This window comes from Massilia sp. Root351, from assembly GCF_001425045.1.
Lineage (GTDB): Bacteria > Pseudomonadota > Gammaproteobacteria > Burkholderiales > Burkholderiaceae_D > Rugamonas.
This window is the reverse complement of record NZ_LMDJ01000034.1, coordinates 70,841-91,413: the sequence shown is the minus strand read 5'-3', so window position 1 is coordinate 91,413 and position 20,573 is coordinate 70,841. Positions and strand designations below refer to the sequence as shown.

Genomic DNA, 20,573 nt, shown 5'->3' with positions numbered 1-20,573 from the left:
ACCAATGTAATACCAATATTCGGCGGAAGCAATAGTTTAGTGATGCAACTGGGCCGCGCTCGCGGCCTGGCCCGGTTGTCCGACATGCAGCGCGCGCTCGCTGGCAGCGGTGTCGTAATAGGATTGGAAGCGCTCTACCTTGCCCTCGCGCAGGGTAAAGACGTGGACCCAGGGGCTGTCATAGGTGAGCCCGGTCTGCCTGGCCAGCCAGGTCGATTCGCCGGTCACCACCACCATGTCGCCCTCGGCGATGAACTGTTTGGGTTCGAAACGGACCGATTTCACGGCCTGGTCCAGCTTCTGGAAGAACTGCGCAATCTCCGCCTTGCCGTGGAAGCGGCCGGCGAACGGTACAAACTCCGAATCGGGCCCGATCCACTCCGCATCGTCGTGGTAGCGGTCCAGCAGGTTGCGGATATCCCCGGTTTGGAACAGGCGATAGCCGTCCATCACCAGCTTTTTGTTTTCCTGTATACCCATGACATGCCTCCTGATAAGCCGGCAGTCCAACAGCAGTCGCGGATGGTCGTGCCGCAAAGAGCCGGTGTGTTCAGCCTAGTGCTAGCAAACCGGAAGTCAAGGACGGCGCCAAGGTTTGCTATGCTAGCGTCTTTCGTAGGGAGTAATGAATATGGTTTCGTTGGCAGATCAACTGCTCAAGGCCGGCCTGGTCGATAAAAAGAAGGTCAAGGTAGTCCAGCAGGACAAGAGCAAGCAGAAGAAGGAAGAGCGCCGCACCGGCACCGAAAGTGTGGACGAGGCACGCCTGGCGGCGCAGGAAATGCAGCGCAAGCAAGCCGAGCGCGCTCGCGAGTTGAACGCCCAGCGCGACGCGGCCGCCGCCCAGAAGGCGATCCAGGCGCAGATCGCGCAGATGGTGCAGCAGAACCGCCAGAACAAGGGCAAGGGCGACGTGGCCTACAACTTCACGCACGGCACCAAGATCGAGCGCATCTACGTGTCGCCGGAAGTGCAGGCCCACCTGATCGCCGGCCGCCTGGTGATCGTGTGCCTGAACGGCGCGGTGGAACTGGTGCCGCGCGTGATCGCCGACAAGATCGCCGAGCGCGACGAGTCCCTCGTGGTGCGCGTGAAGCAGACCACCACCGAAGTCGACGAGGACGATCCGTACGCGGCCTTCAAGATTCCCGACGACTTGATGTGGTAAGCCTGAAGCAGGCAGCTTAACGCACCGGCAGCTCCAGCACCTGCCCGGTGCTCATGACGGGGCCGAAAGCATCCGAGATGGCCGCCAGCGCGGCGCGGTGCAGCACTGCATGCGGCAGCGCGCCGCCCGGGCCGTCCAGGTCGCGCGTGGCGCAGGCGTCGTCCGGCACGATCACGGCGTAGCCCAGCGGCACCGCGTCGCGCGCGGCGCCGGTCACGCACATATGGGTCATCAGGCCCGACACGATCAGCGTCTTCACGCCGGCCGCCTTCAGGCGCTGGTCCAGGTCCGTGCCCTGGAAGGCGCTCACTTGCGACTTCTTCACCACCGCATGGTGCGGCGCGGGCTGCAACTCGCTGTGGAACCGCACCGTGTCGCCATCCTCCGCAAAGATAGGGCTGCCGGCCGGCGTCACATGCTGGATATGGAACACCGGCATGCCGGCGCGGTCCGCGTGCGCCACCAGGCGCTGCGTGTTGCGCAGGGCGGCCAGGCCGTCCGGGATCGGCATCCTGCCGCCGAAATACTCATTCTGAAAATCGATCACCAGCAGCGCGGTGCTGTTGGCTTCGATGCTTTGCGGGGCGCTGGCGCCGGCCATGGTGCGGATGGTGGGATGGTTCATGTGATCTCCTGGTTGGTTGTGCAGTGGGATCAGTATCGCGCCGCGGCGTGCGCCGCGAAAGTGTCCCGCAGGACAACATGTGATAGGATCGGGCCATGCCTGTATCCACTTTAGCCGCCGGCCACAGCGTCGCCATCGTTGCCTTCGAAGGCATCAGCCCCTTCCACCTGTCCGTGCCCTGCATGGTGTTCGGCGACGACCTGGCCCGCCTGGGCGGACCGCGCTACGAACTGCTGATCTGCGGCGAGCAGGCCGGCCTGATTCCCACCATGTCCGGCTTCAGCATCGACGTGCCGCACGGCCTGTCCGCGCTGGCGCGCGCCGACACCGTCATCGTGCCGGCCTGGCGCGATCCCGATGAACGCCCGTCGGAAGCCTTGCTGCAAGCCTTGCGCGTGGCGCACGCACGCGGCGCCAGGGTGGTGGGCCTGTGCCTGGGCGCTTTCGTGCTGGCCGAAGCCGGCCTGCTGGACGGCCGCGCCGCATCCACCCACTGGGTATGGAGCGAGGACTTCGCCCGCAAATACCCCAAGGTCAAGCTGGACCAGAAAGTGCTGTACGTGGACGACGGCGACATCCTCACATCCGCCGGCACCGCCGCGGCCATCGACTGCTGCCTGCACCTGCTGCGCTGCGACCACGGCGCCGACGTGGCCAACCGCGTGGCGCGCCGCATGGTGGTGGCGCCGCACCGTGACGGCGGCCAGGCCCAGTACATCGAGCAGCCGCTGCCCAAGGCCGACCATGGCGACCAGCTGGGCGCCGTGCTGGCGTGGGCGCTGGCCCACCTGGACCAGCCGCTGTGCCTGGACCTGCTGGCCGAGCGCGCCGCCATGAGCCGGCGCAATTTCACGCGCCGCTTCAAGGCCAAGACCGGCGCCACCGTCAGCCAGTGGCTGCTGAACCACCGCCTGGCCGCCGCCCAGCGCCTGCTGGAAACCAGCGACCAGGCCATCGACCGCATCGCCGAAATCGCCGGCTTCGGCTCCACCGTCTCGCTGCGCCAGCAATTCACGGCCGCTTTCGCGCTGTCGCCGGCCGCTTACCGCAAGCAGTTCCGGCCGAAATAAGCAGCCCCGAAATGAACAAGCCCCCGCGCTGGATACAGCGCGGGGGCTTGCGACCGTTTGCCTTGTGGGCGAGGGTAAAACTAAAACTGGCTGCGGCTTAGAACTGGTTCATGGTGTTGTCCTTACCGGCCGCTTTCAGGGCCGCTTCACCGCTGAAGTAATCCTTGTGGTCATCGCCGATGTCCGAGCCGGACATGTTCTGGTGCTTGACGCAGGCGATGCCCTGGCGGATTTCCTTGCGCTGCACGCCGGCCACGTAGCCCAGCATGCCTTGCTCGCCGAAGTATTCCTTGGCCAGGTTGTCGGTCGACAGCGCGGCGGTGTGGTAGGTCGGCAGCGTGATCAGGTGGTGGAAGATGCCGGCTTCGCGGGCTGCGTCGGCCTGGAAGGTGCGGATCTTCTCGTCGGCGGCGGCGGCCAGTTCGGTGCTGTCGTATTCCACGCTCATCAGCTTGCTGCGTTCGTAGGCCGACACGTCCTTGCCTGCTTCCTTCATCGCGTCGTACACCTGCTGGCGGAAGTTCAGGGTCCAGTTGAACGACGGGCTGTTGTTGTACACCAGCTTGGCGTTCGGGATGACCTTGCGGATTTCGCTGACCATGCCGCCGATCTGGGCGATATGCGGTTTTTCGGTTTCAATCCACAGCAGGTCGGCGCCGTTCTGCAGCGAGGTGATGCTGTCAAGTACGCAGCGCGCTTCGCCGGTGCCGGCGCGGAACTGGAACAGGTTGCTTGGCAGGCGCTTCGGACGCAGCAGCTTGCCGTCGCGCTTGATGATCACGTCGCCGTTGCCCAGCGCGTCGGCCGACACTTCTTCGCAATCGAGGAAGGAGTTGTACTGGTCGCCCAGGTCGCCCGGCTGCTTGGTCACGGCGATCTGCTTGGTCAGGCCGGCGCCCAGCGAGTCGGTGCGGGCCACGATGATGCCGTCGTCCACGCCCAGTTCCAGGAAGGCGTAGCGGATGGCGCGGATCTTGGCCAGGAAGTCCTCGTGCGGCACGGTGACCTTGCCGTCCTGGTGGCCGCACTGCTTCTCGTCCGACACCTGGTTCTCCACCTGGATGCAGCAGGCGCCCGCTTCGATGAACTGCTTGGCCAGCAGGTAGGTCGCTTCGGCGTTGCCGAAACCGGCGTCGATGTCGGCGATGATAGGCACCACGTGGGTCACGTGGTTGTCGATCTGTTCCTGGATGGCGGCCTTGGCAGAGCCTTCGGCGGCGTCCAGCTGGCGGAACAGGCCGCCCAGTTCGCGTGCATCGGCCTGGCGCAGGAAGGTGTACAGCTCCTTGATCAGTGCCGAGACGGCGGTTTTCTCATGCATCGACTGGTCCGGCAGCGGGCCGAACTCGGAGCGCAGCGCGGCAACCATCCAGCCCGACAGGTAGAGGTAGCGGCGGTCGGTGCTGTTGAAGTGCTTCTTGATGGAGATCATTTTTTGCTGGCCGATGAAACCGTGCCAGCAGCCCAGCGATTGCGTGTACTTCGACGGATCGGCGTCATAGGCGGCCATGTCGGCGCGCATGATCTTGGCGGTGTATTTGGCGATGTCCAGGCCGGTCTTGAACTTGTTCTGGGCGCGCATGCGGGCGGCCGATTCCGGGTTGATCGCGTTCCAGGCGCTGCCTTGCTGTTCTTTCAGGGCGCCGATGGCGTTGATGTCGTCTTGGTACTTGGACATGTGAATCTCCTAGGTAGTAATGCAAGAAAGTGAAACCGCATGCATTAATAGTAGGCCTTTTTATTGCGGCGCACCAGAGTCTTATATAAGACATATAACTAGATTTTTTTTGTTTAAATTCAATGTGTTGAGTTGCGTATTTCAGGATGCGAAACAAACTTTCAAAAAATGAGATGAATTCCACTGGGGTTTTTTTGCGCGTGTTTCACGCTATGAAATGCTTTTTCGCCTATTGAGGATGAGCGCCCGGATCGGGCGCTCCGGCGACGGCTGGCCGCGCCTCACACCCCCCACATGATGTATTCGTTTTCCCGGCTGGCCGAGCGCAGCATTTCCAGCAGCGGATAGGAGCGGGCGGAAAAGCTCACCCGCTGCAGCAGCGCGTGTTCCGTGCTCTCGCCTTGTTCCTGCTCGGGCGTATGGGCGTCATGTTCGACGTCCTGGTCCGGGTGCTGCCGGGTGTAGGCCACCTCCTGCTCCAGCAGCGCCAGTGCCTCGCTCGCTTCGGCCGCCGTGATCACGCCGCGCTGCGGGCTCTTGTGCAGCAGCCGCAGAATGCGCTCGGCGTGTTCCTGGTACATCAAGACCTCCGGGGAGGATTTGGATTTGAATGAAATTAGCATACGAACTCTTCCTGGGCCGTGTCATCGGTATGACGTTATAAATGCACTACGTTTGCCCAGGCAGCCGCTGGGATTGGTGCTGCCTGTTGCGTAGACATTAGACCCGTTCGCTTGAATTCCCAAACGAAATCCGGCCGCTTAAGCGGCTTTTAAGGCAGGGGCCGCATTGCCTGGAACCGGCTTGCAAATCCTGTTTTGCCAACTATGCTTCCTCTTTAACCTAGGGGACTATCATGAGCGAGCCAGACTATGCGGCGATCAAGGTGCGCCAGCAGGGAACGTGGGCCAGCGGCGACTTCGCCGTCATCGGCGTGACGCTGCAGATGGTGGGCGAGTCGCTGGCCGAGGCGGCCGACATCCGCGCCGGACAGCAGGTAATCGATATCGCGGCGGGGAACGGCAACGCCACCCTGGCCGCCGCGCACCGTTTTGCGAAAGTGACCTCCACCGACTATGTGCCGGCGCTGCTGGAAAAAGGGCGCGCCCGCGCCGCCGCCGAGGGGCTGGCGGTGGAATTCCAGGTGGCCGACGCCGAGGCCTTGCCGTTCGGCGACGCCAGCTTCGACGCGGCGCTATCGACTTTCGGCATCATGTTTGCGCCCAACCATGCGCAGTCCTCCAGCGAGATGCTGCGCGTGCTGCGGCCGGGTGGCCGCATCGGCATGGCCAACTGGACGCCGGAAGGCTTCATCGGCCAGCTGTTCAAGACCATAGGGCAGCACGTGCCGCCGCCGGCCGGCCTGAAGTCGCCGGCCATGTGGGGCACCGAGGGCTATCTGAACGAGTTGTTCGGCGCGCAGGCGGCCAGCATCCAGGCACAGCGCAAGGTGTTCAACTTCCGCTACGCTTCCGCCGCGCACTGGCTGCAAATGTTCCGCGATTTCTACGGTCCGGTGCACAAGGCCTTCGCCGCGCTCGACGAGGCCGGCGCCCAGGCGCTGGAACGCGACCTGACCGCCTTGCTCGAACGATGCAACACGGCCGGCGCCGCCTCGCTGATCGTGCCCGGCGAGTATCTGGAGGTGGTGATCGTCAAGCGCTGATTGCCCGTGCAGCCGCGCTCAATGCGGGCGCGATGCCGTGGCGTCGGGCGCGGCGGGCTGCGCCGGCATGGGCTGGTGTTCCGGCGGCGTGCCGTCCCTGAACAACTGGCGCAGCTGCGCGCGCAGTTCCGGTGTGTCGCTATGGCCGTGCACCGAGACTGCATGCTCCGCAGCAACTTGCAAAAGCTCTTCCTCGCTGTCGGCCGATATCGCAACCGAGCAATGCGTATCGCTCGGGAACTCACGGCAGTCGATGAATTTGCGCGTCATGATCAACTCCTTCACTGGAAAGGGCGAACGCGGTGTCCGCCCTTTTCAGTATAGCCGCGCGCCGCAGGTGATCCAGCGCTAGTAGCTAAGGGTAAGCAGCGACACCGCCTGGCGCGGCAACTGCATCTTGAGCGTCGCCTTGCCGTCCGGCGTCTGCAGTGTTTCGGCCGTGCCCAGCTGCGCCAGTTCGCTGGCCTTCTGCAGTTCGGCAACTTGCGCGGCGGTTGGACTGACCGGCGATCCCATGCGCTTCCAGGCGCTGTAGGAATTGCTGTTGTCCTGGTCGATGCGGTAGTGGCGCAGCTGCACCTGCCTGGCCGGTATGCCGGCGATGCGCAGCTCCACCGGCGAGCCGGCGTCGATGACGTCGTCGTCATGGTAGTTCCAGACCATGACGGCAATGCTGCGCCGGTCCTTGCTGGCCAGCGCATTGATGTCGGTGCGCGCGCCGCGTACACCATTGGCCATGATGCCGGCCGTGTCGTAGGCCTGGTCGCCGCCCACCGCCACGCGCTCGCCGCGCATCATGCCGAACATGCGGAACACGTTCAGCACCGGCTTGTTCACGCCGTTGGTGGCCAGGTCGCGGAAGCCGGCGAACCACGGCTGGTCCTCGAACTCGAACGACCAGTTCACCGCGCCGATCAGGTTGACGCCGCGCCGCGCAGCCAGGTCGAATTCGCGCGCGATGGAAGCTGCCGTATAGCTCGAATACAGGGTGCCGTTGCGGTAAGCGTTTTCCGGGTTGGTCTGCATGCCGCAGGCGGCGCAGCCTTCCGGATCCGACTCGCCGATGATGACCGGCACGCCCTTCAGCCCGGGATACTTTTCCACCAGCGCGAAGCCGGAGTCGAGGCGCTTGAAATGGATGCCCATGCCCATCTGCACCACGCCGTCGGCCACCTTGGGCGAGCCCTTGGCGTGGAAGGCCACGAAGTCCAGCGGCGAGCCGGTCTTGCCGGTCTTGAAGTTCTTGCCGTACAGCGCGTGCTGCAGGAAATCGTCCATGAAGCGCCCCGCGCCGGCCGTGTGCGGGCCGCCCATGCGCGCCGTCGGCAGCGCGCGCTTGACGGCGTCGGCCGCGTAGTCGTACATCTTGAAGTATTCCAGCTTGGGGTCCGGCGCGATCAGATAGTGGCCGTCCGGCTCGTTCCACACTTCCCAGTACCAGCTCTCCACCTCCTGCTGCCCGTAGCGCGCCACGCAGTGCTTGACCCACTGGTAGATCAGCTCGGCCCACTTGTCGTAGTCCTTGGGCGGGGTGGCCCAGCCGGTCATGATTTCCTGGTAAGGCGTGCCCGGCTTCCAGCGGTGCTGGTAGGGCTGCGGACGCTGCGACAGCGCTTCCGGCATGAAGCCGATCTGCGCCAGCGGCTTCATCTTGCGTTCGACATAGGTGTCGAAGATCTGGTCGACGATGGTCCAGTTGTAGATCGGCTTGCCGTCCTTGTCCTCGCTGTACATGCCGGTCGAGCCCCACTTCAGCGCGTAGCTGCCGTCGCCGGAGGTCATCAGGTTGTGCGCGCGCACGTAGACCGGCACCGGGCTCAGGGCGGCGATATCGCTGAGCAGCTTCTTGCCGTTGGGGGCGGTAGTGTAGTTGGGCTCGTCGTAGCCGAACCAGGCCCAGATCGGAGTCATCGGCCCCTTCACCTGGGCCGCATCGACGGTCAGCCGGACCGGCGCCGAGGCCGGGGAGGGCGTGGCGGCCAGGCACAGCGGCGCGCTGGCCGCAAGGCTCAGGGCGGTAAGTAGTCTCTTCATTCTTATTCTCTTGGAAAGGGCGGTGGCTCGATGGTAGGCCGCACCGAGCTGGCAGTCTAATCACAAATTTGTCCTACGCCATATCGAATTTGGCATCCCGCGTGCTTGACAACCCATAACCGTATGGCTATAGTTAATCCATAACTAACTGGCTATGAATTCTGATGACTACCCCACGCGACGCGCTCTTCCGGGCACTTTCCGATCCCACCCGGCGGGCCATTTTTGAACAGCTGTGCAGCGGCGGCGAGCAGACCGTTGGCGGGCTGACCGCGCACGCGCAGATTTCGCAGCCGGCCGTTTCCAAACACCTGGCGGTATTGAAGCAGGCCGGCCTGGTGCTGGACCGGCACCAGGGCCGCCAGACCCACTACAGCGCGCAACTCAATGCGCTGGCTCCGCTGCAGGACTGGACCAACCAGATGACGCGCTTCTGGGAAAGCCGGTTCGACGATCTCGATGACCTTTTAAAGAGGATGGACCAATAATGAACCAAGCTGCCCAACAACTCCGTACCGTCGTTGTCGAACGCGAGTTTCCGCATCCACCGGAAAAGCTCTGGCGTGCGCTCACCCAGCCGCACCTGATCGAAGCCTGGCTGATGAAGAGCGACTTCCAGCCGGTGGCCGGCCACAAGTTCCAGTTCAACGCGGACTGGGGCTCGGTCGAGTGCCAGGTGGAGGAAGTGGTGCCGCAGAAGACGCTGTCCTACACCTGGTCTGCCTATGGCGTGGAGACGGTGGTCACCTGGACGCTGGACGCCACCGGCAGCGGCACGCTCCTGAGGATGGAGCAAGCCGGCTTCCGGCTGGACCAGGAGCAGGCCTACCAGGGCGCGCAGTACGGCTGGCAGAACTTCTTCAAGCAGCTGGAGCAGCTTGTGGCGAAGGCGGCGGCATGATGGGCGAATCCACCAAACGCGCGCTGTTGCGCTGGACCCACGCCTTGCTGGCGATCCCGGTCGCCGGCTACATCTACGGGCCGATTGACCAGCTGCACAGCTACGCCGGCTCCATCCGCTACGGCTTCTTCCCGGCCATCGTGCTGATGGGATTGTGGATGTGGAAGGGCCACCTGGTGCGGCGGCTGTTCTCCCGCACCGGCGGCAGCCGCTGCTGATGCCATACCGGCGCGGCGCTAACGCGTCACTGGGCGCCGATGTGCCTGGCCAGGAAGCTTTCGATATTGCGCCACAGGTCGATGCGGTTCTTCTGCGTCGTCCAGTCCTCGACGGCCGGGGCGTATTCCAGCCATTCGGCCTGCGGGTTGCCGGCCTTGAGCGCCTGGTAGAACGCCAGCCCCTGCTTGTAGCTGACGGCCTCGTCCCCGGTGCCGTACGCTAGCAGCACCGGCCGCTTGATGTCCTTCAAGCCGGCGTCGTCCGGATTGTTCCGGTACGCCGTCATGCCGGACCAGCTGATGCCGCACTTGAAGCTGTCCGCATGTTTGAGCAAGGCCATCATGGCAGCGTAGCCGCCGTAGCCGGTGCCCGCGATGCATACGCGCGCCGGATCGGTATGGCCCTCCGCCACGGCCCATTTGACGGCGTCGGCGATGTCGTTCTGCGCCGCGCGCCCGGCCTGGCCCGCGCCCGCCTGGAAATGCTTGCTGCCGTAGCCCTTGGTGCCGCGCGGCTCGGGCTGCAGTACAGCATAGCCGCGCGACGCGAGGAATTGCACCTCGGCGTTCCACTCCCACTTGGCGCTGCGGCGCTCTTCGTCCGGTCCGAGCAGCACCACCGTGGGCAGCTTCTTCTGCTGGGCAGTATTCGGCAGCGTCAGGAAGGCGGGAACCTGCAAGCCGTCGCGCGCCTTGTAGCGCACCATCGTCATCTGCGCCATCTGGTCCGCGGCGACGTCCGGCTTGGATTGGCCCAGCAGCGTGCGCTCCTTGGTTTCAGTGTTGTAGAGGATGTAGGCGTGGCTGCGCACGTCGGCATACGCGTCGACCAGCACATAGGGCGTCTCGCTGGCAATGCCGCGCGACAGGTTGTTCACCATGCCGGGGAGGATCTGGTCGACCTCCTGCTGGAGCGCTTTCATCCGCTGGTCGAACCAGACGGTGACCTCGGCGTCGGTGGTGAAGCGGAAGCCCAGCATCTGCTTGTTGCTGATGATGAAATAGCCGTCCGTGTCGAAGCCGGGGGGCGGTGATCAGCGGCTTGGCCGCGATGGCGTTGTGCGCCAGGTCGTAGCGGTAGACCTGCGCTTCATCGCCGCCGTTGCGCGAGCGGACATACAGCACGCCGTCCACGTACAGCAGCGGATCGAAGCTGGATTCGGCCTGCGCGTCGCGGCTGTCGAGCTGGCGCCAGTCGCCGTTGTCGTGATAGAGGTTGAGCACGCGGCCACCGCGCTTGGCGGTGGCGACGCGCAGATTGCCATCGGCATCGGTCAGCCAGTTGTATGTGCCGCTTGGCGCCCGGACCGGGAACCGGCGGGCATTGCGGCTGTTGAGCCTTACCAGCGACGCTTCATCGTCGCCATCATGTTCGATGGCGTCAAGGGTTTCCCCTTTTCTGAGCGGGAAGCCACGGCGGGAGAACTGGGTCGGATAATCGTGATTGACCGGATCGCTGTCGGCGAACGATCGCTTGGCTACCAGGATCTCGGTCAGGGAAATGCGCTCCTTGCCATCGCGGTTGACCGCGTATGCGCCAGGCCTGCCGGCGTCGCCTTCATGGTCGACGGTGACCAGGGTGAAGACCAGGCGTTCGTCGCTGAGCCAGGAGAACATGTCGATGTCGGCATTGCGGAAGTTGGCGATCGCCTGCGATTTGCGCGTGGCCACGTCGAACACCGTCAGCATCGTGCGCCCATGCGCCGACAGCATGCGCAGCGCGACAAAGCGGCCGTTGGGCGACAGGGCGGCGCCGGTGGTGGCCGATTTCTTGAAGAAGGTGGAGAGCGGAATCGGCGCCGTGGCCCCGGTCTCGGCGGCGGCGACGTCCAGCGGCACTGCAACGCAAGCGGCCACTGCCAGGGTGCGAAGGATAGCATTCATGCGAAAAGTTGCAATATGAAAACATCACCATAGCGCAGTTCGGCATCCCGCGGCGAATTTTTCTTGCCGGCGCACTGCCTCGAATGGCACGAACGCCAGAAACGACAACGCCCACTTGCGTGAGTGGGCGTGCGTCGAATATGTTCTTGGTGGCCCGGGGCGGAATCGAACCACCGACACAAGGATTTTCAATCCTCTGCTCTACCAACTGAGCTACCAGGCCAAGAGCCCGCAATTATACAAACCAAAATTCGTTTTGCCAAGCCCCTCTTCGTTCTTCTTGGCAAAACGCTACCGCAGGTAGAATGGGCGGATGCAAATGTCCTTGCCCATCCTGGCCCTGGTGGCCGCTACGCTGCTGCCGCAGCCGGCCAGCGCCGGCTGCTCGCGGGCCATCCGGGTGCCCGCTTCGCCGACCGGCTATAGCGTCATCGTGCAGGGGAACAGCGTGTCCGGCGTGATACCGGATACGCTGCGCGAGCTGGGCGCCAAGGCCGGCTGCACATTTGAATTTCCCGTGATGCCGCGCGCCCGCATGGCATTCCAGTTCCTCGAATCCGGCCAGGCCGACTTGATGGTGCCCGCGTCGCGCAGCGCTGACCGCGATCTGCGCGCCACCTTTGTTCCGATGATGAAGTGGAAGGTGGAACTTATCAGCCTGAAGGCGCGCAAGCTGGCGGCGCACAGCGTACAGGCGCTGCTGGCACAGAAGAATCTGCGCGGCGTGGTGGTGCGGTCGTACTCGTTCGGCGACGAGTACGACGCGCTGCTGCGGCAGCTGGAGGCCGAGCGCCGCATCGACTACGCAGACGACCTGGCTTCCGTCGGCCGCCTGCTCAAGGCCGGCCGCGCGGATTTCACCGTGATGGCGCCAGCCATCTTCATGTCCTCGCTCAACGCCGACCCCGCCGCGCAGGCACTGCTGGCGCAGCTGGCGTACCAGCCCCTGGCCGGCCTGCCGATGACGGAGAGCGGCGCCTATGTATCGCGCCGCTCGCTGCAGGCGGCCGACCAGCGCGCGCTGCACGCTTTGCTGAACGAAGCGTCCAGGGGAGTGCTGTGGCGCTATTTCCAGCAGTACTATCCGCCGGACATGCTCAGGTTCGCCGTCGTCCCGCACTGAAACCTGCGTGTTTGGCTATGAGCTAATGCCAGCACGCCAAATAACAGTATGCGAAATGATTCGTGGTGCCGCACCGGCGGCCTCCCTATGATGCAGTCTCGAATTTCAACATTGCGAGACATACAAGGAGGCTGTGATGGCGGTAGCGAAGGCAGGGGCGGCAGTGCGGGCGGTGGCGTGGACAGCGGCGGCGGGCGTTTGCCTGATGATGGCTGCAAGCGCCGCGATGGCGGCGCCCAGCGTCTTCCCCACCGGCGTGACGCGCTACGATCCGGTCCGCGCCTATAACAGCTACGTGCTGTTCAGCGGCCAGGACAAGCGCACCCACCTGATCGACATGAACGGCAACGAGGTGCGCCAGTGGCCGCACGAGGGTTTCCCGCCGGTGCTGCTGGACCCTGCGCTGGCCGATGGAAAACGCGGCAACATCCTGCTGCAACTGGGCAGCGTGCCGGGCGCGCAGACCACTGGCAACGGCCTGGGCAACACCAGCATCGGCGAACTGGATTGGAACGGCAAGGTGGTGTGGCAATGGGGCGCCGGCGCGCAGGAGGCTTATGGTTCGGCCTCAGTGGCCAGCGGCGGCGCGCCCGGCGGCGCGGCCAAGCAGCACCACGACTGGCGCCGCCTCGCCAACGGCAATACGCTGGTGCTGGCCAACCTGGTGCACAGCGTGGCGGGCTTCCAGGCCGCGCAGGTGCTGGATGACGTGATCTACGAGGTCACGCCGTCCGGCTCAATAGCGTGGAAGTGGGTGGCCTCGGAGCATCTGGAAGAATTCGGCTTTTCTCCGGAAGCGCTGAAGCTGGTGCGCGCAGCGCAGCCGCGCTACGGCGCCGGGCCGGTGGACTATCTGCACGTGAACAATATGGCGGTGCTGGGCGCGAACAAGTGGTTCGACCAGGGCGACCAGCGCTTCCATCCCGATAACATCATCATCGATTCGCGCGAGGCGAACTTCATCGCCATCATCGACAAGCGCAGCGGCAAGGTGGTGTGGAACCTGGGGCCGGACTATCCGGCCATCGCCGGCAGCAAGGTGCCGCGCCCGGTGGACCAGATCATCGGCCTGCACGACGCGCACCTGATCGCCAAAGGCTTGCCGGGCGCCGGCAATATCCTGGTGTTCGACAACCAGGGCGAGGCGGGCTATCCGCGCGTCAGCCCCGGCATCTTTCCGCACTCGCGGGTGCTGGAGATCGATCCCATCAGCAAGCAGATCGTGTGGCAGTACACTGCGGCCGATTCCAGCCAGACCCAATGGAGCTTTTACAGCGCCTTCATCAGCAGCGCGCGCCGCCTGCCGAACGGGAACACGCTGGTGGACGAGGGCATGAACGGACGCTTCTTCCAGGTCACGCCGCAGGGCGACATCGTGTGGGAATACGTCAGTCCCTATTTCGGTAATTCCGCCGTCGGCGGTGGAGGCAAGCAGGTGAGGACCAACTGGGTCTATCGCGCGCAGCCGGTCCCTTACGAATGGGTACCACAGGGCACTCCGCGCTCGGAAAAAGCGCTCGCCGACAAGTAACAGGCAAACCAGCAGCGCCCCCGCTTGCAGCATGCCGCAACGGCAGGGAGGCGCTCGCCAAAAATTCAAACAAGGGGAGTAAAGTGGTACAGCATTTTGCAGCAGACCGTAACACCCGGCGCAGCCCATCGCGGCCGGTTCTGCAACTGGGCACGCAACTGAGCACCATCGCGCTTGCCGTCATGGCAGCAGCCGCAATGGCGGCACCGGCCCATGCCGCCGTCGCTGCGGCAGCCGGCGCTGCCGTGGCCGGCGCCGAAGCGGCTGACGCTCAGGCCGGGGCGGCCGCCAGTGTAGCCGGCGCCGCCAGCGCGGCAACTGCCGCAGCCAGCGGCGCCGAGCCGGTCATCGTTGGCGCCGTGCAGAGCGTGCTGGTGACGACCCGGCGCCGCGTCGAAAGCGCGCAGAACGTGCCCACGCCGATGACCGTGCTGGGCGAGGATGCGCTGGACGGCAGCCGCACCTACCGCGTGCAGGACTTGCAGCAGCTGCTGCCCAGCACCACCATCAATTATGTGCACGCCCGCCAGATGAGCTTTGCCGTACGCGGCCTGGGCAACAATCCGGCCAGCGACGGCCTGGAGGGCAGTGTCGGCATCTATCTGGACAACGTCTACCTGGCCCGTCCCGGCATGGCCGCCTTCGATGCGCTCGACGTGCAGCAGCTGGAACTGCTGCGCGGTCCGCAGGGCACGCTGTTCGGCAAGAACACCACCGCCGGCGTGCTCAATATCGCCACCAGGAAGCCCACCTTCAATCCCGAGCGCAGCATCGAGCTGTCGGGCGGCCAGTTCGGCTACGGCCAGGCCAAGCTGGTGCTGTCCGGCGGGCTGACGGATACGCTGGCCGGCCGCGTGTCGGCCTACAAGACCCGCGAGGACGGCTACATCACCAACCTGTACGACGGCGGCAAGGTGCAGGGCGGCGACCGCCAGGGCTTCCGCGCCCAGGCGCTGTATGAGCCGAGCCGCGACTTCAGCCTGCGCGTGATCGCCGACTACAACGAGGAAGACTCGAACAACGGCACGCTGGTGTTCTACAACGCCGGCCCGAGCGGCCGCGCGATTGCGCAAGCCAAGCTGGTGGGCGCCACGCCGGTGCTGGACCCCACGCAGCGCGCGGTCAACCTGGACTCCGGTTCGCACGTGACGGTGCACCAGGGCGGCGCCTCGGCCGAGGCCAACTGGACGCTGGCGGGCGACCACAAGCTCACCTCCGTCAGCGCTTACCGCTATTGGAACTTCACGCCGCGCAACGACGACGGCCTGGCCGTGCCCGTCACGCTGAACGTGGGCGCCTCGGCGCGCCACAAGCAGTTCACGCAGGAACTGCGCTGGGCCACGCCGTCCGGCCAGGCGCTGGAGTCGGTGTTCGGCGCCTATTACTACTACCAGGAGCTGAGCAACAACTCCTTCACCGTGAACGGCCCGCTGGCCGACGTCTACAACGGCAACCCGGCCGGCGCCTGGTCCAACTTGAGCAGCAACGCGCCGGGCCAGCTGCGCGTGAACAGCTACGCGCTGTTCGCCCAGTCCACCTGGCACGCCACGGACAAGCTGGACTTCACGGCCGGCGTGCGCGCCAGCTACGAGGACAAGACCGCGCGCGTGGTGCGTTATGCGCCCACCGGCGGCGCCGCCGTCACCGGCGCTGCGCTGGCCGCGCGCAACGCCCGCTACGGCGCCTACGATTCCGGTAGCCTGGGCCTGACCCAGTTCAGCCCTACCGCGCTGCTCAGCACCGGCTACAAGCTGACGCCGGAAGTGCTGCTGTATTCCAGCCTGTCGCACGGCGAAAAGTCGGGCGGCATCAACTTGTCCGTGCCGGGCGCGGGCGGCGTGGCCTCGATGCTGGTGGGGACCGAGCGCGCCAACGCGCTGGAACTGGGTGTAAAGAGCACCCTGCTGAACCATCGCCTGCAGCTGAACGGCAACCTGTTCGCCACCGTGGTGCACGGCTACCAGAGCAACGCGTATGACCCGGTCAGCCGCAGTTCCTATCTGACCAATGCGGGCGACGCGCGCACGCGCGGCCTGGAGCTCGAAGCCATCGCCACGCCGTTCAAGGGGCTGACCCTGCGCGCCAACGGCTCCTTCAACGACGCCAGCTATCTGGACTACCGCAACGCGCCGTGCCCGCCGGAGCGCAGCGCCACCTTCTGCGACCTGTCCGGCCGCAACGCGCTGGTGAATGCGCCGCGCTGGATCGGCAACCTGGGTGCACAGTACGCGCACGTGGCGGCGGAAGGCGTGCAAGCGTATTACAACGCCAACTACGCCTACCGCGCCTCCACCTACGGCACGCTGGATGCGTCCGAATACTCGAAGATCCCGGGTTACAGTGTGAGCAATTTCTCCGTTGGCCTGCGCACCACGCGCGGCGCCGCTTGGGACGTGTCGCTGTGGGTCAAGAACGCCTTCGACAAGCACTACTACACCAGCATGTGGAACAGCGGTTTCGGTTCCTACAACGCGGTGATCGCCACGCCGCGCACCGTGGGCGTGACCGCCCGCCACGAATTCTGAACAAGGAGCAGACATGAGCATCAATAAAAAACGCCGCACCGTGATCGGTGGCCTCGGCGGCTGGTCCACGCTGGCCGTTGCGCAATCGCTGGCCCCTACGCTGGCGCTGGCCGCCGGCAAGGCCGGCAGGAGCGCCGACCGGGCGCACGGCCAGCCCAACGTCATCTTCATCCTGGCCGACGACCTGGGCTGGGGCGACCTGAGCGTGTATGGACAGACCGACTTCCGCACCCCCAACCTGGACAAGCTGGCCGCCCAGGGCCTGCGGCTGACGCAGGCATATTCGAACTCGGCGGTGTGCTCGGCCACCCGCTTCGGGCTGATCACGGGCCGCTACCAGTACCGCCTGCGCGGCGGGCTGGAAGAGCCGATCGCCGGCGCGTCCGACACCATCGGCCTGCCGCCCGGGCATCCCACCTTGCCCTCGCTGCTGAAGAAGGCCGGCTACAACACGGCGCTGATCGGCAAGTGGCACCTGGGTTCCTTGCCGAATTTCGGCCCGCTGAAGAGCGGCTACGATTCCTTCTACGGCAACTACGGCGGCGCCATCGACTACTTCACCCACAAGCCGGGCGTGGGCCCGAACGTGAAGGAAGACCTGTACGAAGGCGAAGTGGCGGTGAGCGAAGTGGGCTACTACACCGACCTGCTGGGCGACCGCGCCGCCGCCTACGTGAAGAAGCAGGACAAGTCCAAGCCCTTCTTCCTGTCGCTGCACTACACCGCGCCGCACTGGCCGTGGGAAGGGCCGAAGGACGAGGCGGTGTCCAGGCAGATCGACAACATCTTCCACTACGACGGCGGCGACCTGGCCACCTACGCCAAGATGGTGGTGGCGCTGGACGCGTCCATCGGCCGGGTGCTGCAGGCGCTGGAGAAGCAGGGGCTGGCGGAGAACACCATCGTGGTCTTCACCAGCGACAACGGCGGCGAGCGGTTCTCCAAGACCTGGCCGTTCAGCGGCCAGAAGACCGAGCTGCTGGAAGGCGGCATCCGCGTACCCGGCATCGTACGCTGGCCGGCGCGCGTGCAAGCCGGCCAGGTGAGCAAGCAGGTGGCCATCAGCATGGACTGGCTGCCCACCCTGCTGGCGGCGGCGGGCACGCAGCCGGATGCGGCTTATCCGCCGGACGGCCGGAACCTGCTGCCGGTGCTGCTGGGCGAACAGCCCGCAGTGGAGCGCACGCTGTTCTGGCGCTACAAGGCCAACGCGCAGCGCGCGGTGCGGGCGGGCGACTGGAAATACCTGAAGATCAACGGCAACGAGTACCTGTTTAACGTTGAGCAGGACCAGCGCGAACGGGCCAACCTGGCGCGCAAGCATCCCGAGCGGCTGGCGGAACTGAAGCAGCAGTGGGAGGCGTGGGATGCGTCCATGCTGCCGATTTCCGCCGACGTGCGCACCCACGGCGTGGGCGCGAAAGCGCAGGCCGACAAGTATTCGCCTCAGGCCAACGACTGAGGCGATGTCCCACGGCGGCTATGGTTCGCGGCGGCGGTACTGGCGTGTTGCGCCGCCGCTGTCGAACAACAGCACCAGTTCCGCCATCTGCGGCCTGCCGTCCTCCCCCTTCGGCAGGCTCGCGGCGGGCGGATACCGGTACTGCCATACCTCATAGCCGCTGTCGAAGCGCAGCGCGGCCGCCGGCTCCCCCAGCGCCGCGCGCGCCGCTTCTTTGCTGGCCACCCGGGGCGGCACCGGCTCCGCCGCGTCGTCCATGTACTGGAAACTGAGCAGCGCATCGTCCGGCCAGCTGCGGTCCCACACCGGCGCATAGTAGCTGCGGTCCAGCAGGACCTGGCAATCGCAATAGGGCAGGGTGGCTTCGGTTTGCGTGCCGCCCGCGTACAAGGCCCTGAACGGCAGCGCCATCGAACGCGCTCCCGCGTGCAGCGTCACTCCGAACAGCGGCCGGTCCGCAAACTGCAGGTAGTTACCCTCCGGCGAAGCGCATACCTTGTCCGCATCGGTCAGCATGTCGTTCAGCCATGCGAACAGGGCGGAGTTGTTCGATACCAGTCCCGCCTCCATCCCGACCAGGCATTCCAGCCGCAGGTCGCCCAGCCGCCGCATCCCGGCGGGCACGCCTTCGCTGCGCACCATGGCGCGCCAGGTCATGCTGCTGGTCTTGCGGTTGGCCACCAGCGCCGCATCCTCGCGCAAGGCCTGTTCATTGCGCTCCAGCGTGAAACTGTGGTCCGGCGCCATGGCCACCGGCAGCGCGATGCTGTCGCCCACCACTTTCAGGGTGACGCCGTCCAGTTTCACGCCGGGCTGGCGCGGCAGCACCTGGAAGCGCAGTGCGGAGCGCGGCGCCAGTGCCCGTTCGCGCTGGTAGCGCTCCATGCCGCGCACCATTTTGCGGTAGGACTTGTCGACCGGGTCGCGCGTGTAGGGGATGGTCACGGTCGGCACTGCGGGTGCGGCGGCGGCAGGTGCAGCGCCGCCCGCCTGCTGCGCCATGGCGGTGCAGCAGCTTGCCAGCGATAGCACGGCTGCTGCCAGCCGTGCCGGAATGCGGTGCGGGTCCATGCCGGGATGGTACGCCGGCACGGTTTTTCGCCTCGCACCGCTGGCCCGGCAGGTTGTGAAATCGATATGGGATATGATGTCACTATGACTACATCCGTTACCTTGACCGCTGAAAGCCGGCCGCCGCTGCGCCGCATCCCATCGCTGCCCGGACCGCGCCCATGGCCGCTGGTCGGCAACCTGCTGCAAATCAGGCCGCTCAGCGTGCACCGCGACATCGAACGCTGGTGCCAGCGCTACGGCGCCTACTTCCCCGTGCATTTCGGCCGCACGCGGGTGCTGGTGGTGGCCGACCATGAAGCGGTGGCCGCCATCCTGCGCGACCGGCCGGACGGCTTTCGCCGCCCCAGCGTGACGGCCATGATCTCCGATGAACTGGGCGGCCTGCCCGGCCTGTTCATGGCCGAGGGCAGCGAGTGGCGCAACCAGCGCCGCATGGTGATGCAGGGCTTCGCGCCGCACGCCATCAAGGCGTATTTCCCGGCGCTGGTGAAAGTGGCGCTGCGCCTGCAGCGGCGCTGGGACGGTATCGCGCAGGCCGGGCAGGAGATCGACCTGGCGGCGGATTTGAAGCGCTACACGGTCGACATCATCGCCGGCCTGGCATTCGGCACGGAAGTGAATACCATCGACGGCGGCGAGGACACCATACAGCGCCACCTGGACGTCATCCTGCCGGGCATCGCGCGCCGCAGCCTCACGCTGCTGCCGTACTGGCGCTACTTCAAGCTGCCGCAGGACCGCCGCCTGGAGCGTTCGGCGGCGGCGCTGGCCAGCGCGGTCGACGAACTGATCGCTCAGGCCCGCACGCGCATGGCGGCCGACCCGCTGCGCGTGGCGCGTCCCGGCAATCTGCTGGAAGCCATGATCGCCGCCGCCGACCAGCAGGACAGCGGCGTGGACGACCGTTCCGTGGCCGGCAATGTCTCGACCATGCTGCTGGCCGGCGAGGATACCACCGCCAACACCATCGCCTGGCTGCTTTACCTGCTGCAGCGCCACCCGCAGGCCATGCAGACCGCGCGCGAGGAAGTGCTGCGCCATGCGCCGGATGCCGCATCCTTCAGCATCGAGCAGATGGATGCGCTGGACTACCTGGACGCGTGCATCCAGGAAGCCATGCGCCTGAAGCCGGTGGCGCCGTTCATGCCGCTGGAAGCGCTGCGCGACACGGCGGTGGCGGACATCGAAGTGAAGGCCGGGGATCTGGTGTGGTGCGTGCTGCGGCACCATAGCGTGTCCGACAGCCATTTCCCGCGCGCCGCCGAATTCGATCCCCGGCGCTGGCTGCCCGATGCGCAGGGGCAGATATCCGCCGACAAGAAGGTGGGCGTGCCGTTTGGCGCCGGGCCGCGCACCTGCCCGGGGCGCTACCTGGCGCTGCTGGAGATCAAGATCGCCATCGCCATGGTGCTGGCGCGTTATGAGGTGGACGCGGTGCGCACGGCCACCGGTGAGCAAGCGCGGGAGGTGATGGGCTTCGTGATGTCGCCGGAAAGCCTGTGGATGCGCCTGTATAAGCGAACACTATCGGCCGCAGGAAATTGATCAATAAATATAATTACTAGTGTGACAATTGTATAGAATCTAACTAGTTGATTGAAATATACTCCCCCA

General features: G+C 65.4%; 20 protein-coding genes and 1 tRNA gene. 11 read left to right on the top strand and 10 right to left on the bottom strand.

Annotation, left to right across the window (positions count from 1 at the left end):
• Positions 1-36: 36 nt before the first annotated feature.
• Positions 37-480 carry a nuclear transport factor 2 family protein gene (locus tag ASD15_RS27165; RefSeq protein ID WP_057158159.1) on the bottom strand — a complete coding sequence of 148 codons (444 nt, stop codon included), beginning with the start codon at positions 478-480 and terminating at the stop codon, positions 37-39.
• Positions 481-631: 151 nt separating this feature from the next.
• Between ASD15_RS27165 and ASD15_RS27160 the strand changes: the two genes are divergently transcribed.
• A complete protein-coding gene (locus ASD15_RS27160) occupies positions 632-1,168 on the top strand; it encodes a DUF2058 domain-containing protein (RefSeq protein ID WP_057158158.1) in 537 nt (178 codons plus the stop codon).
• Between the two features lie 16 nt (positions 1,169-1,184).
• Here the strand turns inward: ASD15_RS27160 and ASD15_RS27155 are convergent, their stop codons facing one another.
• Positions 1,185-1,793 (bottom strand): cysteine hydrolase family protein, encoded by a 609-nt coding sequence (locus ASD15_RS27155; RefSeq protein ID WP_057158157.1) that lies wholly within the window; start codon positions 1,791-1,793, stop codon positions 1,185-1,187.
• A gap of 95 nt (positions 1,794-1,888) precedes the next feature.
• Here ASD15_RS27155 and ASD15_RS27150 point away from each other — a divergent pair, with 95 nt between their 5' ends.
• Positions 1,889-2,863 (top strand): GlxA family transcriptional regulator, encoded by a 975-nt coding sequence (locus tag ASD15_RS27150; protein ID WP_057158156.1) that lies wholly within the window; start codon positions 1,889-1,891, stop codon positions 2,861-2,863.
• Between the two features lie 97 nt (positions 2,864-2,960).
• Here the strand turns inward: ASD15_RS27150 and ASD15_RS27145 are convergent, their stop codons facing one another.
• Both ASD15_RS27145 and ASD15_RS27140 read right to left on the bottom strand, forming a co-directional pair.
• The gene (locus ASD15_RS27145; protein WP_057158155.1) at positions 2,961-4,541 is read right to left on the bottom strand and encodes an isocitrate lyase; all 1,581 of its coding nucleotides are present in this window, start codon (positions 4,539-4,541) and stop codon (positions 2,961-2,963) included.
• Positions 4,542-4,822: 281 nt separating this feature from the next.
• Entirely contained in the window at positions 4,823-5,164 is a 342-nt protein-coding gene (locus ASD15_RS27140; protein ID WP_057158154.1) for a DUF1840 domain-containing protein, read from the bottom strand.
• 233 nt (positions 5,165-5,397) lie between these two features.
• Between ASD15_RS27140 and ASD15_RS27135 the strand changes: the two genes are divergently transcribed.
• Positions 5,398-6,207 (top strand): class I SAM-dependent methyltransferase, encoded by an 810-nt coding sequence (locus ASD15_RS27135; RefSeq protein ID WP_057158153.1) that lies wholly within the window; start codon positions 5,398-5,400, stop codon positions 6,205-6,207.
• 18 nt (positions 6,208-6,225) lie between these two features.
• Here ASD15_RS27135 and ASD15_RS27130 read toward each other — a convergent pair whose 3' ends face one another.
• Together ASD15_RS27130 and ASD15_RS27125 are read right to left on the bottom strand one after the other, a co-directional pair.
• Positions 6,226-6,477 (bottom strand): DUF1059 domain-containing protein, encoded by a 252-nt coding sequence (locus ASD15_RS27130; protein ID WP_057158152.1) that lies wholly within the window; start codon positions 6,475-6,477, stop codon positions 6,226-6,228.
• Between the two features lie 78 nt (positions 6,478-6,555).
• On the bottom strand, positions 6,556-8,241 hold the full coding sequence (locus ASD15_RS27125; RefSeq protein WP_057158151.1) for a beta-xylosidase: 1,686 nt from the start codon (positions 8,239-8,241) through the stop codon (positions 6,556-6,558).
• Between the two features lie 164 nt (positions 8,242-8,405).
• Between ASD15_RS27125 and ASD15_RS27120 the strand changes: the two genes are divergently transcribed.
• Genes ASD15_RS27120 through ASD15_RS27110 form a run of 3 tightly spaced genes read left to right on the top strand, consistent with a single transcriptional unit; the run spans position 8,406 to position 9,360 of the window.
• Entirely contained in the window at positions 8,406-8,729 is a 324-nt protein-coding gene (locus tag ASD15_RS27120; protein WP_057158150.1) for a helix-turn-helix transcriptional regulator, read from the top strand.
• Positions 8,729-9,142, top strand: a complete 414-nt coding sequence (locus ASD15_RS27115; RefSeq protein WP_057158149.1) for an SRPBCC domain-containing protein — start codon at positions 8,729-8,731, stop codon at positions 9,140-9,142. The genes ASD15_RS27120 and ASD15_RS27115 overlap by 1 nt, the downstream gene beginning before the upstream one ends.
• Positions 9,139-9,360 (top strand): hypothetical protein, encoded by a 222-nt coding sequence (locus ASD15_RS27110; protein ID WP_057158148.1) that lies wholly within the window; start codon positions 9,139-9,141, stop codon positions 9,358-9,360. Before ASD15_RS27115 ends, ASD15_RS27110 begins: the two co-directional genes overlap by 4 nt.
• Before the next feature lie 26 nt (positions 9,361-9,386).
• Here the strand turns inward: ASD15_RS27110 and ASD15_RS27105 are convergent, their stop codons facing one another.
• From ASD15_RS27105 to ASD15_RS27095, 3 genes are all read right to left on the bottom strand, one after another.
• Positions 9,387-10,067 carry a S9 family peptidase gene (locus tag ASD15_RS27105; RefSeq protein WP_229418372.1) on the bottom strand — a complete coding sequence of 227 codons (681 nt, stop codon included), beginning with the start codon at positions 10,065-10,067 and terminating at the stop codon, positions 9,387-9,389.
• A 70-nt stretch (positions 10,068-10,137) separates the two neighbouring features.
• Positions 10,138-11,244: a hypothetical protein gene (locus tag ASD15_RS33435; protein ID WP_229418358.1), complete on the bottom strand. Its 1,107-nt coding sequence runs from the start codon at positions 11,242-11,244 to the stop codon at positions 10,138-10,140.
• A gap of 147 nt (positions 11,245-11,391) precedes the next feature.
• Positions 11,392-11,467, bottom strand: a tRNA-Phe gene (locus ASD15_RS27095).
• A 96-nt stretch (positions 11,468-11,563) separates the two neighbouring features.
• On the opposite strand from ASD15_RS27095, the gene ASD15_RS27090 reads away from it, so the two are divergent.
• The 4 genes from ASD15_RS27090 (at position 11,564) to ASD15_RS27075 (ending at position 17,885) form a co-directional block, all read left to right on the top strand.
• Positions 11,564-12,367, top strand: coding sequence for an ABC transporter substrate-binding protein (locus ASD15_RS27090; RefSeq protein ID WP_162249951.1), 804 nt, complete (start codon positions 11,564-11,566; stop codon positions 12,365-12,367).
• Between the two features lie 136 nt (positions 12,368-12,503).
• Positions 12,504-13,898 (top strand): aryl-sulfate sulfotransferase, encoded by a 1,395-nt coding sequence (locus ASD15_RS27085; protein ID WP_229418357.1) that lies wholly within the window; start codon positions 12,504-12,506, stop codon positions 13,896-13,898.
• Between the two features lie 182 nt (positions 13,899-14,080).
• Positions 14,081-16,423, top strand: coding sequence for a TonB-dependent receptor (locus tag ASD15_RS27080; RefSeq protein WP_082552184.1), 2,343 nt, complete (start codon positions 14,081-14,083; stop codon positions 16,421-16,423).
• Between the two features lie 13 nt (positions 16,424-16,436).
• Complete coding sequence (locus ASD15_RS27075) at positions 16,437-17,885, top strand: sulfatase (RefSeq protein WP_082552183.1); 1,449 nt, start codon at positions 16,437-16,439, stop codon at positions 17,883-17,885.
• 18 nt (positions 17,886-17,903) lie between these two features.
• On the opposite strand, the gene ASD15_RS27070 is transcribed toward ASD15_RS27075, so the two are convergent.
• The gene (locus tag ASD15_RS27070) at positions 17,904-18,977 is read right to left on the bottom strand and encodes a hypothetical protein (protein WP_229418356.1); all 1,074 of its coding nucleotides are present in this window, start codon (positions 18,975-18,977) and stop codon (positions 17,904-17,906) included.
• Between the two features lie 63 nt (positions 18,978-19,040).
• Here ASD15_RS27070 and ASD15_RS27065 point away from each other — a divergent pair, with 63 nt between their 5' ends.
• Complete coding sequence (locus ASD15_RS27065; protein WP_057158143.1) at positions 19,041-20,504, top strand: cytochrome P450; 1,464 nt, start codon at positions 19,041-19,043, stop codon at positions 20,502-20,504.
• The last annotated feature ends 69 nt before the right edge of the window (positions 20,505-20,573 follow it).